Genomic DNA, 14,887 nt, shown 5'->3' with positions numbered 1-14,887 from the left:
CAAGGGCGCTTTGTCGGAGCTTATGCCTGAATATCAACGATCCGCCGCACGAGAAGGGATCATCCCGTACGGCGGAATCGAAGCGTTACGTCATCTGCGGGGCGCGGCGTCCAGGACCTGCTGGAGCGCCTCGAACTCCTCGACACACTTGCCGGAGCCGAGCGCCACGCTGTCCAGCGGGTCCTCGGCGATGTGGATGGGCATACCGGTCTCCCGGCGCAGCCTCTCGTCCAGACCGCGCAGCAGCGCGCCGCCGCCGGTCAGAACGATTCCGCGGTCCATGATGTCGCCGGACAGCTCCGGCGGACACTTGTCGAGGGTGGTCTTCACGGCGTCGACGATCGCGTTGACCGGCTCCTCGATCGCCTTGCGAACCTCGGCGGCCGAGATGACAACGGTCTTGGGCAGCCCGGAGACGAGGTCCCGGCCACGGATTTCGGTGTGCTGGTCGTCGTCGAGGTCATACGCGGAACCGATCGTGATCTTGATCTGCTCGGCCGTCCGCTCACCCAGGAGGAGGCTGTACTCCTTCTTGATGTGCTGGATGATCGCGTTGTCCAGTTCGTCGCCCGCGACGCGGATGGACTGGGCGGTGACGATGCCGCCGAGCGAGATGACCGCGACCTCCGTCGTGCCGCCGCCGATGTCCACCACCATGTTGCCCGTGGCCTCGTGGACCGGCAGGCCGGAGCCGATGGCCGCGGCCATGGGCTCCTCGATGATGTGCACCTGACGGGCGCCGGCCTGGGTCGACGCCTCGATGACGGCGCGGCGCTCGACGCCCGTGATGCCCGAGGGCACACAGACGACGACCCGCGGACGAGCCAGATACCGCCGCTTGTGGATCTTCAGGATGAAGTAGCGGAGCATCCGCTCGGTGATCTCGAAGTCGGCGATCACGCCGTCCTTCAGCGGCCGGACGGCAACGATGTTGCCGGGGGTCCGCCCGATCATCTTCTTCGCTTCGGCGCCGACCGCGAGGATGCCACCGGTGTTGGTGTTGATCGCGACGACGGACGGCTCGTTGAGTACGATCCCGCGACCCCTGACGTACACCAGCGTGTTGGCGGTCCCGAGGTCGACAGCCATGTCACGGCCGATGAACGACATTGAGTTCCCCATCAGGATTCGACTGGCCTTCCCTTTGAGCTTATGACGGCTTCTCAGGTCGGCGCGGTGGGTGCTGTGACGTGAAGGCTTCCATCGTAGACGCGCCTTCTCGGACACTGCGGAAGGGTCCTGGCCATTGTCAGCAGATGCTGTGAGGGTTCGCTTCTGGAGACGGGCGTTCGGGGAATCACGTTCCCTCGAACGCCCGGTTGAGACAACTCGGGCCCATGGCCCGGGTGACTACGCGTGACCGGGGAAGAAGATCTTGATCTCGCGCTCGGCGGACTCCTCGGAGTCGGAGGCGTGGATCAGGTTCTCGCGGACGATCACACCGTAGTCGCCCCGGACGGAGCCGGGCGCGGCGGCGATCGGGTCGGTCGGGCCGGCCAGCGCGCGCACACCCTCGATCACCCGCTCGCCCTCGACGATCAGCGCGACCGCCGGGCCGGAGGCCATGAACTCCACCAACGGCTCGTAGAACGGCTTCCCCTTGTGCTCGCCGTAGTGCTGCTCCAGCGTGTCCTGGTCCAGGGTGCGCAGCTCCAGCGCGGTGATCCGCCAGCCCGCCTTGCGCTCGATACGGCTGATGATCTCGCCGGTCAGGCCGCGACGGACCGCGTCGGGCTTGAGCAGAACGAGGGTGCGCTGGCTCACGAAGGACTCCTATGGATCAGGGGTTGTGCGGGGAGTGTGCCGATAGTGCCCGAGATTACAGGGCGTGTCGCGGTCCCTGTTACGCAGCGTCAGGTGTAGAGGAGCCGGACTCCACGGCCTGCGCGGCGAATCTCGCCTTCGCCTCGTCGATCTTCTTTCCGTAGTGCACCGAGGCCCACCACAGGGCGGCGAAGAGCAGGCCCAGGAAGAACATCGACGGCACGACGAACCCGGAGGCGACCAGGGCGGCCTGGAGGGCCCAGCCCAGGGCGACTCCGCCCGGCCGGGTCACCACACCGCACAGCGCGAGACACAGGAACATCGCGATGCCGCTGACCGTCCACACCGTGGACATGGACAGATCGGGGTCCTTCATGGCGACCAGCCCGGCGAAGCCGATCACGAAGAACTCGCCGATCAGGGTCGAAGCACAGAGCGTACGCACGGGTGTCAGCGCCTCCCCAGAAGCAGTCGGGCCTCGCCGACGGTGATGACGGAACCGGTGACCAGCACACCGCCGCCCGCGAACTCGCCGTCCTCCTCGGCCAGCGTGATGGCCGCTTCCAGGGCGTCGGGAAGGCGCGGCTCGACCTGGACGCGGTCCTCACCGAACACCTCGACGGCGATCGCGGCCAGTTCGTCGGCGTCCATGGCGCGGTGGCTGGAATTCTGGGTGACGACGACCTCCATGAAGATCGGCTCGAAGGCCTCGAGCAGCCCGCGCACGTTCTTGTCGCCGCTCGCCCCGACCACCCCGATGAGCCGGCTGAAGTCGAACGCCTCGCCGACGGCCTCCGCGATCACCCGCGCGCCGGCCGGGTTGTGGGCGGCGTCGAGCACGACGGTCGGCGAGCGCCGTACGACCTCCAGGCGGCCCGGCGAGGACACGGCAGCGAACGCCTTGCGGACCGTGTCCATCGAGAGCGGCTGGGCCCGCTGCGCGCCGACGCCGAAGAACGCCTCGACGGCGGCGAGCGCGACGGCCGCGTTGTGCGCCTGGTGGGCGCCGTGCAGCGGGAGGTACACCTCGTCGTACTCGCCGCCGAGGCCGCGCAGGGTCACCTGCTGTCCGCCGACGGCCACCTGACGGGCGACGACCCCGAACTCCAGGCCCTCGCGGGCCACGGTGGCGTCCACCTCGACGGCCTTCTTCAGCAGCACCTGCGCCGCGTCGACCGGCTGCTGGGCGAGGATCACCGTCGCGTCCTGCTTGATGATCCCGCTCTTCTCCCCCGCGATCGCGCCCGGTGTCTCCCCCAGCCGGTCGGTGTGGTCGAGGTCGATGGGCGTGACGACGGCGACGTCACCGTCGATGACGTTGGTGGCGTCCCAGGTGCCGCCCATCCCCACTTCCACGACGGCGACGTCGACGGGCGCGTCCGCGAAGGCCGCGTACGCCATCCCCGTGAGCACCTCGAAGAAGGACAGCCGGAACTCCTGCTGTCCGTCGATCATCTCGACGTACGGCTTGATGTCCTGGTACGTCTCGATGAACCGCTCGGCGGAGATCGGTGCGCCGTCCAGGCTGATCCGCTCGGTGACCGACTGCACGTGGGGGGACGTGTAGCGGCCGGTGCGCAGGTCGAAGGCGCTGAGCAGGGCCTCGATCATGCGGGCCGTGGAGGTCTTGCCGTTCGTGCCCGTGATGTGGATCGAGGGGTACGTCCGCTGCGGCTCGCCCAGCACGTCCATCAGCGCGGCGATACGGCTGACGGACGGCTCCAGTTTGGTCTCGCCCCACCGGGTGGCCAGTTCCGCCTCGACCTCGCGCAGGGCCTTGTCGACCTCGGGGTCCTCGGGCCGGGCCGGCACGTCCGTGCTCGGCGCACCGCCCTGGGTGCGGAGGGTGCGGCTGCCTGCCTCGATCACGGCGAGATCGGGGTCGCGGTCGGTCTCGTTGGCGACGATCTCGTCGAAGGGGTCGATTTCGCTCACGGGGCCAGTCTACGGAGCGGGACCGACAGACGTAGGCGAAGGCCCCCGGTACTCGGAAGCACCGGGGGCCCTAGCCCGCGTTCGGACCCTTACGCCTCGGGCAGGCGGTCCAGCTGGGCCTGGATGCGGGCGGTGTCCTCGTCCGCCTTCGCCAGCCGCGCGCGGATCTTGTCGACCACCTGGTCCGGGGCCTTGGCCAGGAACGCCTCGTTGCCGAGCTTGGCCTCCGCCTGCTGGCGCTCCTTCTGCGCCGCCGCCAGGTCCTTCGCGAGGCGCTTGCGCTCCGCCGCCACGTCGATCGTGCCGGAGAGGTCGAGGGCGACCGTGGCGCCGGCGACCGGGAGGGTCGCCGTCGCGGAGAAGTCGTCGCCCTCCGGCTGGAGGCGCAGGAGCTGGCGGATGGCGGCCTCGTGGGGCGCCAGCGCCGTGCCGTCGAGGGTCAGCCGGGCCGGGACGCGCTGGCCGGGCTGGAGTCCCTGGTCGGCGCGGAAGCGGCGGACCTCGGTGATGACCGACTGGAGGGTTCCGATCTCACGCTCGGCGGCGGCGTCGTGGAAGCCCCCCGGGGCGTCAGCCCCAGGAACGGACACAGCCTTCGGCCAGTCGGCGACGACGACCGACTCGCCGCCGGTCAGCGTGGTCCAGAGGGTCTCGGTGACGAACGGGACCACCGGGTGCAGCAGCTTGAGGGTGACGTCGAGGACCTCGCCCAGGACGCGGCCGGAGACCTTCGCCGGTCCGCCGCCCGCCTGGAAGGTGGTCTTGGACAGTTCGACGTACCAGTCGAAGACCTCGTCCCACGCGAAGTGGTAGAGGGCGTCGGCGAGCTTGGCGAACTGGAAGTCGTCGTAGAAGGCGTCGACTTCGGCGACCGTCTCGTTGAGGCGGGAGAGGATCCAGCGGTCCGTCGCCGACATCTCGGACGGGTCCGGGAGCGGGCCCTCGACCGTCGCGCCGTTCATCAGCGCGAAGCGGGTGGCGTTCCAGATCTTGTTGGCGAAGTTCCGGGAGGCCTGGACCCAGTCCTCGCCGATCGGCACGTCCGTACCGGGGTTGGCGCCCTTGGCGAGGGTGAAGCGGACGGCGTCGGAGCCGTACCTGTCCATCCAGTCGAGCGGGTCGACGACGTTGCCGAAGGACTTCGACATCTTCTTGCCGCGCTCGTCGCGGACGAGACCGGTCAGCGTGATGGTCCGGAACGGGACCTCGCCGTCCATCGCGTAGAGGCCGAACATCATCATCCTGGCGACCCAGAAGAAGATGATGTCGTGGCCGGTCAGCAGGACGTCGGTCGGGTAGAACTTCCGCAGGTCCGCGGTCTGTTCGGGCCAGCCGAGGGTGGAGAACGGCCAGAGGCCGGAGGAGAACCAGGTGTCGAGGACGTCGGTGTCCTGACGCCATCCCTCGCCGGTGGGCGGCTCCTCGTCGGGGCCGACGCAGACGATCTCGCCGTCGGGGCCGTACCAGACGGGGATGCGGTGGCCCCACCACAACTGCCGTGAGATGCACCAGTCGTTGAGGTTGTCGACCCAGTCGAAGTACCGCTTCGACATGTCCTCGGGGTGGATCCTGACGCGCCCGTCGCGGACCGCGTCACCGGCGGCCTTGGCGAGCGGGCCGACCTTGACCCACCACTGCATGGACAGGCGCGGCTCGACCGTGGTGCTGCAGCGCGAGCAGTGGCCGACGGAGTGGGTGTACGGCCGCTTCTCGGCGACGATCCGGCCCTGCGAGCGCAGCGCCGCGACGATCGCGGAACGCGCCTCGAACCGGTCGAGTCCCTGGAAGGGGCCGTGGACCGTGATGACCGCCCGCTCGTCCATGACGGTGATCGACTCCAGGCCGTGGCGCTGGCCGATAGCGAAGTCGTTGGGGTCGTGGGCCGGGGTGACCTTGACGGCGCCGGTCCCGAACTCCGGGTCGACGTGGGTGTCCGCGACGACGGGGATGGTGCGGTCGGTCAGCGGCAGCTTGATCCGCTTGCCGACGAGGTGCCGGTAGCGCTCGTCGTCGGGGTGGACGGCGACGGCGGTGTCACCGAGCATCGTCTCGGCGCGGGTGGTGGCGACGACCAGCGTCTCCTCCCCCTCGCCGTACGTGATGGAGACGAGCTCGCCGTCGTCCTCCTGGTACTCGACCTCGATGTCCGAGATCGCCGTGAGGCAGCGCGGACACCAGTTGATGATGCGTTCGGCGCGGTAGATCAGCTCGTCGTCGTAGAGCCGCTTGAAGATGGTCTGGACGGCCTGGGAGAGGCCCTCGTCCATGGTGAACCGCTCGCGGCTCCAGTCGACGCCGTCGCCGAGGCGGCGCATCTGGCCGAGGATCCTGCCGCCGTACTCCTCCTTCCACTGCCAGACGCGCTGGACGAACTCCTCGCGGCCCAGGTCGTGGCGGGACTTGCCCTCCTCGGCGAGCTGCTGCTCGACCTTGTTCTGGGTGGCGATGCCGGCGTGGTCCATGCCGGGCAGCCACAGCGACTCGTAGCCCTGCATGCGCTTACGGCGGGTCAGCGCGTCCATGAGGGTGTGCTGGAAGGCGTGGCCCAGGTGCAGGGAGCCGGTGACGTTCGGCGGCGGGATGACGATGGTGTACGCGGGCTTGTCGCTCTTCGCGTCGGCGGCGAAGTAACCCCGTTCTACCCAGCGCTCGTACAGCGTCCCCTCTACCTCGGCCGGCGCGTACTGGGTCGGCAGTTCGGTGTGGGGCGCTGTGGGCTGCTGCTGAGCGTTCTCGGTCACGGGGCCAGTTTAGGGGTGTCACGGGGGCGTCCCGAAACGTGTTTCCTCTTTGACGTCTCCCCAGCCTAAAGGCCAGGGATTCCTGCCACGGCCCTCTGGCCGTCTCGGTGTGTTCCTGCTTCAACGCGCTGTGCCGGGACTTTCGTCCTGGTCTTACCGGCGCTCCACGAGGCGTTTAGCGTCTCCACCCGTCCGGCGGCGACGACACGTCGTCCTTCGAAGAGAACGTTACGGGCTGCGTTGTGGTCGCGGTCGTGCACGGTGCCGCACGCGCCGCACGTCCACTCCCGGACATGCAGGGGCTTGGGGCCGTCCCGGAATCCGCAGGCCGAGCAGATCTGGGAGGACGGGAAAGCACGGTCCACCTTGGCGAAGGTGCGGCCGTGCTTGACCGCCTTGTACTCCAGCATCGCGACGAACGCGGACCATCCCGCGTCGTGCACGGATTTGGCGAGCCGGGTGCGGCCCAGGCCGGACACCGCGAGGTCTTCCACGTACACCGCTTGGTTGTCGCGAATGATCTGTGTGGATGCCTTGTGGTGGAAGTCCCGGCGCCGGTCCGCCACCTTGGCGTGATGGCGTGCGACCTTGACGCGGGCCTTGGCCCGGTTCTTCGATCCCTTGGCCTTGCGGGACAGCTCCCGCTGAAGGCGCTTGAGTTTTTTCTCCGCCCGGCGCAGAAAGCGGGGGCTGTCGATCTTCCGGCCGTCGGACATGATCGCGAAGGCCGACAAGCCGAGGTCGATCCCGGACTCCGCCTCCACCTCCGGAAGGATGTCCGGCCTGGTGTCCACGACGAAGCTGAGGAAGTACCGGCCGGAGGAATCCTTGGTGACGGTGAGGGACGTGGGCGCGGCCGGAAGCCGGCGGGACCACTTCACCTTGAGGTTGCCGACCTTGGCCACGTACACCGTGCCATTCTCCTGGAGGGAGAACGCGTTGGTGTTGAAGCGGACCGACTGCCGGGTGTCTTTCTTCGACTTGTACCGGGGCGGCCCGACCTTCCGGCCCTGCCGCTTGCCCCTCGTCGAGTCGAAGAAATTCTTGTAGGCGGTGTCAAGGTCCCGGAGCGACTGTTGCAGGACGACTGCCGATACGTCGGCGAGCCAGGCGCGTTCTTCGGTGCACTTGGCCTGGGTGATGCGAAGCCGGGACAACTCCGCCGACTTCACATACGGCAGTCCCGCTGCGTGCGCTTCTCTACGGTCGCGCAGGCAGTCGTTCCACACCACGCGAGCGCACCCGAATGCCCGGGCCAGCGCCCGGCGCTGGGTGGCATCCGGGTATGCCCGGTAGTTGTAGCGGAGCTGCACAACCAAGATGCTACTACGATTGGTCTCATGGATGGACAGAACGACCATAGGCGAGGCAGACATGTTGTTTCCTCCATGCATGTGCACTTGGTCTTCGTGACCAAGCACCGGCGTGGAGTCTTCAACGACGAGATGCTGGCACGCTGCGAAGAGATCATGCGCAAGGTGTGCGAGGACTTCGAGGCAGAGCTGAAGGACTTCAACGGCGAACGCGATCACGTCCACCTACTGATCCACTACCCGCCCAAGGTCGCCGTCTCCAAACTGGTCAACAGCCTCAAAGGCGTCTCCGCCCGCCGGATACGCCAGGAATTCGCCGGCCACACCAACCATGCCATCCCGCAAAGGCCACTGTGGTCGCCCTCGTACTTCTCGGCATCCTGCGGCGGACCACCGTTGGCGATCGTCCGCCAGTACATCGAACAACAGAAAACGCCCGCTCTGAGCCTGTACGACAGCCGTTAGACGCTTCCGTCTCTGACGGCAACGCCGGGGCTTTCTGCAGGATCCCCGGTAACGGCCGGGTCTCCTCGGCTCGGGAATGCACTGCCCATCTACACGATCAACTCAATGGGCGTACAGGGCGAAATCGACAACGCCAAGGGGTTGTCAACGAGTAGAAGAGGCCAACAAACGCGCGATCATCGGAGACCCGAAGGCCTACATGTCGAGCGGTCTCGACGGTGCGGTGCTCAAGCGCCAGGAGATCAAGGCCAAGGAGAGCGACTCGTCCAGCATGTCGACCGGCCCCAGCGAGATTCACATGCTGGTGTGCAGCCGGGCCCCGCAGCATGCTGGGCGGCGTCGTCATCATGCACATCGGATGACCAACACGAACCATTGGCAAGAACGCGAAATCTCGGGCGTTGGCGAACTGACCACGCGGTTCCGCAAGGAAGTCCAAGTCCAGGCTTAGCACCTCCTGCAATCGGACTGAGGCCCAGCCGATCGGCGACCGGCACTTCACTGTTGCGGACCGGGGCAACTGCACTGGCAGGCAGGCACCGTGTCCGACACCAGCATCAATCCTCTCACCGAAGGCGCCCCCCTTGGCCCATGATATCGTCGACATGACCACGACAATCGAACATGTGGGGGATAAATATGCGTAAGCACGTGGCCGCATTCGTGGCGACCGCAGTCGCTGCGGCTGGCATGGTCAGCTTGACGGCATCACCGGCGGAGGCATCGGGGTGCGTACAAGGCAGGATTCTTGAGACCGTGAACGTACGAGTGGCACCGGACAGTGCGGCGCCGTCAGTCGGAACCCGTACGCAGGGCAGCATCGTCTGCATCTACGGCGGCACAGGGAGTGGAACCTCTTATACAGCTTGTGGCATCCGCTCTACCAACTGGATACGCATCTCGACCACATTGACGGTGCCCCCGAAGTGGGTGGTTGGGACGTGCGTTCGCTACCTGTGATTCAGTAGCTGACGATGTCATAGGCGAGCGACAGTCGAAGGGGGCACCCGGACTCACCGGGTGCCCCCTTCTTCATCCTCTCTGACCGCCTGCGCCTACGCCGTCTTCTGCTCACCCGGGCCGCGACCGCCCCGCGCCTCGCGGGGGATGAGGGTCGGGTTGACGTTGGAGTGGACGACGTCCGCGGTGATGACGACGCGGGCCACGTCCTTGCGGGACGGGACCTCGTACATCACCGACATCAGGACCTCCTCCATGATGGCGCGCAGGCCGCGCGCGCCGGTCTGGCGGAGGATGGCCTGGTCGGCGATGGCCTCCAGGGCCTCGCGCTCGAAGTCCAGCTCCACGCCGTCGAGTTCGAAGAGGCGCTGGTACTGCTTCACGAGCGCGTTGCGCGGCTCGACCAGGATCTGGAGGAGCGCTTCACGGTCCAGGTTGTGGACGCTCGTGATGACCGGGAGGCGGCCGATGAACTCCGGGATCATGCCGAACTTGACCAGGTCCTCGGGCATGACGTCCTCGAACTGGTCCTTGGTCTCCAGGTCCCGCTTGGAGCGGATCGTCGCGCCGAAGCCGATGCCCTTGGCGCCGGCCCGGGACTCGATCAGCTTCTCCAGACCCGCGAAGGCACCGCCCACGATGAACAGGACGTTCGTCGTGTCGATCTGGATGAACTCCTGGTGCGGGTGTTTGCGACCGCCCTGCGGCGGGACGGAGGCCGTGGTGCCTTCGAGGATCTTCAGCAGGGCCTGCTGGACACCCTCGCCCGACACGTCGCGCGTGATGGAGGGGTTTTCACTCTTCCTCGCGACCTTGTCGATCTCGTCGATGTAGATGATCCCGGTCTCGGCCTTCTTGACGTCGTAGTCGGCGGCCTGGATCAGCTTGAGGAGGATGTTCTCCACGTCCTCGCCCACATAGCCCGCCTCGGTGAGCGCCGTGGCGTCGGCGATGGCGAACGGGACGTTCAGCATGCGCGCGAGGGTCTGGGCGAGGAGCGTCTTGCCCGAGCCCGTGGGGCCGAGCAGGAGGATGTTGGACTTCGCCAACTCGATGGCGTCCTCGCGGCTTTGGCCGCCGCCGTTCTCACCCGCCTGGACGCGCTTGTAGTGGTTGTACACCGCGACGGAGAGCGCCTTCTTCGCGGCCTCCTGGCCGACGACGTACCCCTCCAGGAACTCGTAGATCTCGCGGGGCTTGGGCAGTTCCTCCCAGCGCACCTCGCTCGTCTCGGCGAGTTCCTCCTCGATGATCTCGTTGCAGAGGTCGATGCACTCGTCGCAGATGTACACACCGGGCCCTGCGATGAGCTTCTTGACCTGCTTCTGGCTCTTGCCGCAGAACGAGCACTTGAGCAGATCGCCGCCGTCACCGATGCGTGCCACGGTGTGCTTCCCCTTCGCCTGGGAGACGCCTGGACGCTTTCGAATCCAGCGGCTCCTGGTGCTGCCTTATGTCCGACGGTACCTTGCCGGGCCCCTCGTTCGGGCCCCCCTTGGCACGGTTCACTTCCACGTGGACCGTGCCACACCGTGCCAAGGGGTACGGACGAGAGTGCCCTGCGCGTCAACGCAGGGAGTTGTTGTTCAACTTCCGGGTGGAAATGATCTGGTCGATCAGGCCGTACGCCAGCGCGTCCTCGGCCGTGAGGATCTTGTCGCGCTCGATGTCCTCGCGGATCTTCTCGATCGGCGTGGTGGAGTGCTTGGCCAGCATGTCCTCCAGCTGCCCACGCATCCGGAGGATCTCGTTGGCCGCGATCTCCAGGTCGGAGACCTGGCCCCGGCCGGTCTCACTGTACGGCTGGTGGATCAGCACACGCGCGTTGGGCAGCGCCATGCGCTTGCCCGGCGTGCCGGCCGCCAGCAGGATCGCGGCGGCGGAGGCCGCCTGGCCCATGCAGACCGTCTGGACGTCGGGATTGACGAACTGCATGGTGTCGTAGATCGCCGTCAGCGCGGTGAAGCTGCCGCCGGGGCTGTTGATGTAGACCGAGATGTCCCGGTCGGGGTCCATCGACTCCAGGCACAGCAGCTGCGCCATGACGTCGTTGGCGGAGGCGTCGTCGATCTGCACGCCGAGGAAGATCACGCGCTCCTCGAAGAGCTTCGCGTACGGGTCGTACTCGCGGACGCCCTGGGAGGTGCGCTCGACGAAGCGGGGGATGACGTAGCGGGACTCGGCGCGGGGGCCGGTGTACTCGGCCTCCGTGCGGGCGTAGAGGCCGCTGCCGGGGAAGTCGTTCACGGTGTCTCCTGGAAAGAGGGAGGTGGGGCGGTGGGCTGGAAGGGCGGGCGGACTCTGACGACGACGGACAGCGGGGCCTTGCCGAGCCCTGCGGGGCTTCGGTCACCTCGCGGGGCCGTGGGGCCCTGCGCGGTTCTCCGAGTCCCTGCGGGGCCCGTACGGCTCTGCGGGGACTCCCGGATCCCTTGGCCCCTGTGAGGGCCCCGGTCGCCCCGTGAGGCTCCCGGTGGCCCTGACGGCCCGCGGGGGCCTGTGGGGCCTCCTAGACCCTGCAAGGGCCGGTGGAGGCCCTTACGGGGCCTACGGGGACCGGCAGGGCCGGGACCTCGCGGGGCCGCGGGGCTCTCGGGTGACCGTGGGACTCCCGGAGGCCGGTGGACCCAGGGACTCCCGGTGGCCCGGGGGCCGTGGGACTCCCGGAGGCCCGTGGACCCAGAGACTCCCGGTGGCCCGGGGGCCGTGGGACTCCCGGAGGCCCGTGGACCCAGAGACTCCCGGTGGCCCGGGGGCCGTGAGGCTCCCCGTGGCTCCTGGGAGTCCGCCGACAGGCCCGGGGCTTGTCGGGGGTCCTGAGGCTCCGCCGGCAGGTCCGGGACTCGCCGGTGGGCCCTGAGGGGCTCCGCCGGTGGATCCAGGACTCGCCGGTGGCTCCGGGACGGGCCCGTGGGTCCCTGGACTCCATGGGATCTCGGAAGCCCTTGGGATCACAGACCCTCGCCGCTCCCGGGACCCCGGGGCACCGCACGGTCCGGCCGGTGGTCCGTCGTCCGTGGCCTTACGCCGCCCCGGTCCCGCCGCCGCCCGGCATACCGGCGGCCGTCGGGATGACGTCGTCGATGAGGCCGTACTCCTTGGCCTCGAAGGCGTCGAACCAGCGGTCGCGGTCCGAGTCACGGGTGACCTGCTCGACCGTCTGGCCGGTGTGCTGCGAGGTGAGCTCCGCCATGCGCTTCTTGGTGTGCAGCAGCCGCTCGGCGTGGATCTTGATGTCCGAGGCCGAGCCGGCCAGGCCGGCCGAGGGCTGGTGGATCAGGATCTCGGCGTTCGGCAGCGCGAAGCGCTTGCCGGGGGTGCCCGCGCTGAGCAGGAACTGGCCCATCGAGGCCGCGAGGCCCATGGCGATGGTCACCACGTCGTTCTTGATGAACTGCATGGTGTCGTAGATCGCCATACCGGCCGTGATCGAGCCGCCGGGGCTGTTGATGTAGAGGTAGATGTCCTTGTCGGGGTCGGCGGCAAGGAGCAGCAACTGTGCGGTGATCTTGTTCGCGATGTCGTCGTCGACCGCCTGGCCGAGGAAGATGATCCGCTCGCCGAGCAGCCGGTTGTAGACCTGGTCGCCGAGGCCACCGATGGAAGGCTCGCCGGCGGCGGAGGGCATCAGATTCGTCACGTATCCACCTGCTCGTCTTACGACGGCGCCGGGCCGTCTCACGTGTACTGCCGGGGGCTCGGGGACTCCTCTGCCCCTCGTATTCATGGACCCTAACGCGCCGGTCCCGCCGGGGAATCCCGGAGAGTGGGGTGTTCGCCGGGGGCGTAGCGGCGTGTAGCCGTACGAATGAGGAGCGGATAGGCCGACGGGCCCCGGAACGCATGGTTCCGGGGCCCGTCGGATTCGAACTCGGATGTGACGCGAGGCTCAGGCCTCGGTCTTCCCCTCGGCCTCGGCCTCGGACGCGGCCTCGGCGGTCTCCGCCTCGGTCTCGTCCTCGTCCTCGTCCAGATCGACGACCTCGCCGTTGGTGTCCTTGACCGTGGCGGACTCGACGACCGTGGCCAGGGCCTTGCCGCGGGCGACCTCGCCGACCAGGAGCGGAACCTGGCCGCCCTCGACGACCGCCTGGGCGAACTGGTCGGGGGACATGCCGGAGGAGGCGGCGCGGCGCATGAGGTGCTCGGTGAGCTCCTCCTGGTTCACGTTCAGCTTCTCGCGCTTGACCAGCTCGTCGAGGACGAACTGGGTCTTGATGCCCTTGACCGCGGCCTCACGGGTCTCGGTGTCGAACTCCTCGGCGGTCTTGCCCTGGATCTCCAGGTACTTGTCGAGGTCGAGACCCATCTGGCCGAGCTGGTGGTGCTCCAGGTTGTGCTTGCGGGTGTTGATCTCGTCCTCGAGCAGCTTCTCGGGGACGGGCACCTCGACGAGCTCCAGCAGCTTCTCCAGGACGCGCTCCTGGGCCTGCGTGGCCTGGTCGTACTGCTTCATGTTCTCGAGGCGCTTGCGGCTGTCCGCCCGCAGCTCCTCCAGCGTGTCGAACTCGGAGGCGAGCTGCGCGAACTCGTCGTCCAGCTCGGGCAGTTCGCGGGCGGCGACCTGGCTGACCTTGACGGTGACCTCGGCCTCCTTACCGGCCGCCGAGCCGCCCTTGAGCTCGGAGGTGAAGGTGGCCTCGCCACCGGCCTCCAGGCCCTTCACGGCGTCGTCGATGCCCTCGAGGAGCTCGCCGGAGCCGATGGTGTAGGAGACGCCGCTGGCGACGCCGTCCTCCAGGATCTCGCCGTCGACCTTGGCCTCGAGGTCGACGGTCACGACGTCGCCGTCCTCGGCGGCACGCTCGACCGGGGAGGTGGAGGCGAAGCGCTCACGGAGCTGCTCGACGGACTTCTCGATGTCGTCCTCGGTCACCTCGACCGCGTCGACCTCGACCTCGATGGAGGAGAAGTCCTCGGGGAGCTCCAGGGCGGGGCGGACGTCGACCTCGGCGGTGAAGTTCAGCGTCTCGCCGTCCTTCAGCTCCGTGATGTCGACCTCCGGCTGACCGAGGACATCGATCTCGGCGGTGTTGACCGCCTCGGTGTAGAACTTCGGAAGCGCGTCGTTGACCGCCTCCTCCAGGACCGCACCGCGGCCGAACCGCTGGTCGATGACCCGGGCGGGGATCTTGCCCTTGCGGAAGCCCTTCACCGTGACCTGCTGGTTGATCTTCTTGTACGCCGCGTCGAGGCTGTCCTTGAGCTCCTCGAAGGGCACCTCGACAGTGAGCCGAACCCGGGTCGGGTTCAGGGTCTCCACGGCGCTCTTCACGGTTCGGTCTCCTTGTGGCTGACTTCTTCGGGTTCGCCGGGGCCTGACAGATCCGGCGATTCAGCGCCCGGGAGGATTCGTAGGCCAGGTGGGCCAGGACACACGGGCGCGCAGCTTGCATAGTAGCCGTAGCCGCTGAGCCACCCAAAAGACGATCGCCGGCCAGGTGCCCGCCGCGATCGAGGGGGCGACCGGGCAGGTGAACCGGGCAAGTGGTCGGGGTGGCGGGATTTGAACCCACGGCCTTCCGCTCCCAAAGCGGACGCGCTACCAAGCTGCGCCACACCCCGTCTGGTGCGACACGTAGGGTACATGCCCGCAGCGGCTCTGACCGCCGCTTTTGCCGAGCGGAGGGGCGCGCGGCGGCGCACTCGGGGAAGAGGTGTGCGGGCGGGGCCACGGACCCGCTACGATGCCTGAAGTGCCGCAGTCGC

General features: G+C 67.9%; 12 protein-coding genes and 1 tRNA gene. 2 read left to right on the top strand and 11 right to left on the bottom strand.

Annotated elements, in window-relative coordinates; translation table 11 throughout:
• Nucleotides 1-90: 90 nt before the first annotated feature.
• The 6 genes from ACFPIH_RS27570 to ACFPIH_RS27545 form a co-directional block, all read right to left on the bottom strand.
• Nucleotides 91-1,110, bottom strand: a complete 1,020-nt coding sequence (locus ACFPIH_RS27570; RefSeq protein ID WP_020127820.1) for a rod shape-determining protein — start codon at nucleotides 1,108-1,110, stop codon at nucleotides 91-93.
• A 240-nt stretch (nucleotides 1,111-1,350) separates the two neighbouring features.
• Nucleotides 1,351-1,764, bottom strand: a complete 414-nt coding sequence (ndk, locus tag ACFPIH_RS27565) for a nucleoside-diphosphate kinase (protein ID WP_381173063.1) — start codon at nucleotides 1,762-1,764, stop codon at nucleotides 1,351-1,353.
• A gap of 79 nt (nucleotides 1,765-1,843) precedes the next feature.
• Nucleotides 1,844-2,209 carry a DUF4233 domain-containing protein gene (locus ACFPIH_RS27560; RefSeq protein ID WP_381173065.1) on the bottom strand — a complete coding sequence of 122 codons (366 nt, stop codon included), beginning with the start codon at nucleotides 2,207-2,209 and terminating at the stop codon, nucleotides 1,844-1,846.
• Between the two features lie 5 nt (nucleotides 2,210-2,214).
• Nucleotides 2,215-3,699: a bifunctional tetrahydrofolate synthase/dihydrofolate synthase gene (folC, locus tag ACFPIH_RS27555; protein WP_381173068.1), complete on the bottom strand. Its 1,485-nt coding sequence runs from the start codon at nucleotides 3,697-3,699 to the stop codon at nucleotides 2,215-2,217.
• 89 nt (nucleotides 3,700-3,788) lie between these two features.
• Entirely contained in the window at nucleotides 3,789-6,440 is a 2,652-nt protein-coding gene (locus ACFPIH_RS27550) for a valine--tRNA ligase (protein ID WP_381173071.1), read from the bottom strand.
• A gap of 65 nt (nucleotides 6,441-6,505) precedes the next feature.
• The gene (locus ACFPIH_RS27545; RefSeq protein WP_381173074.1) at nucleotides 6,506-7,753 is read right to left on the bottom strand and encodes an RNA-guided endonuclease InsQ/TnpB family protein; all 1,248 of its coding nucleotides are present in this window, start codon (nucleotides 7,751-7,753) and stop codon (nucleotides 6,506-6,508) included.
• Between the two features lie 27 nt (nucleotides 7,754-7,780).
• Between ACFPIH_RS27545 and tnpA the strand changes: the two genes are divergently transcribed.
• A complete protein-coding gene (tnpA, locus tag ACFPIH_RS27540; RefSeq protein WP_381173077.1) occupies nucleotides 7,781-8,218 on the top strand; it encodes an IS200/IS605 family transposase in 438 nt (145 codons plus the stop codon).
• Nucleotides 8,219-8,417: 199 nt separating this feature from the next.
• Nucleotides 8,418-8,669: a hypothetical protein gene (locus tag ACFPIH_RS27535; protein ID WP_381173080.1), complete on the top strand. Its 252-nt coding sequence runs from the start codon at nucleotides 8,418-8,420 to the stop codon at nucleotides 8,667-8,669.
• 604 nt (nucleotides 8,670-9,273) lie between these two features.
• Here ACFPIH_RS27535 and clpX read toward each other — a convergent pair.
• The 5 genes from clpX to ACFPIH_RS27510 all read right to left on the bottom strand — a co-directional run bounded on the left by clpX (nucleotide 9,274) and on the right by ACFPIH_RS27510 (nucleotide 14,743).
• Nucleotides 9,274-10,563: an ATP-dependent Clp protease ATP-binding subunit ClpX gene (gene clpX, locus ACFPIH_RS27530; protein ID WP_381173083.1), complete on the bottom strand. Its 1,290-nt coding sequence runs from the start codon at nucleotides 10,561-10,563 to the stop codon at nucleotides 9,274-9,276.
• Between the two features lie 181 nt (nucleotides 10,564-10,744).
• Complete coding sequence (locus ACFPIH_RS27525) at nucleotides 10,745-11,425, bottom strand: ATP-dependent Clp protease proteolytic subunit (protein ID WP_381173086.1); 681 nt, start codon at nucleotides 11,423-11,425, stop codon at nucleotides 10,745-10,747.
• Between the two features lie 775 nt (nucleotides 11,426-12,200).
• On the bottom strand, nucleotides 12,201-12,806 hold the full coding sequence (locus ACFPIH_RS27520; RefSeq protein ID WP_381173361.1) for an ATP-dependent Clp protease proteolytic subunit: 606 nt from the start codon (nucleotides 12,804-12,806) through the stop codon (nucleotides 12,201-12,203).
• Between the two features lie 261 nt (nucleotides 12,807-13,067).
• Nucleotides 13,068-14,453 (bottom strand): trigger factor, encoded by a 1,386-nt coding sequence (gene tig, locus ACFPIH_RS27515; protein ID WP_381173089.1) that lies wholly within the window; start codon nucleotides 14,451-14,453, stop codon nucleotides 13,068-13,070.
• A gap of 213 nt (nucleotides 14,454-14,666) precedes the next feature.
• Nucleotides 14,667-14,743, bottom strand: a tRNA-Pro gene (locus ACFPIH_RS27510).
• Between the last annotated feature and the right edge of the window lie 144 nt (nucleotides 14,744-14,887).

This window comes from Streptomyces vulcanius (assembly GCF_042653945.1).
Lineage (GTDB): Bacteria > Actinomycetota > Actinomycetes > Streptomycetales > Streptomycetaceae > Streptomyces > Streptomyces mangrovi.
This window is presented reverse-complemented; position numbering and strand designations above follow the sequence as displayed.

Coding starts and splice junctions, on each gene's coding strand:
- ACFPIH_RS27570 (WP_020127820.1), bottom strand. CDS start 1,110: ATGTCGTTCATCGGCCGTGACATGGCTGTCGACCTCGGGACCGCCAAC.
- tnpA (WP_381173077.1), top strand. CDS start 7,781: ATGGATGGACAGAACGACCATAGGCGAGGCAGACATGTTGTTTCCTCC.
- ACFPIH_RS27535 (WP_381173080.1), top strand. CDS start 8,418: ATGTCGAGCGGTCTCGACGGTGCGGTGCTCAAGCGCCAGGAGATCAAG.
- ACFPIH_RS27520 (WP_381173361.1), bottom strand. CDS start 12,806: ATGCCCTCCGCCGCCGGCGAGCCTTCCATCGGTGGCCTCGGCGACCAG.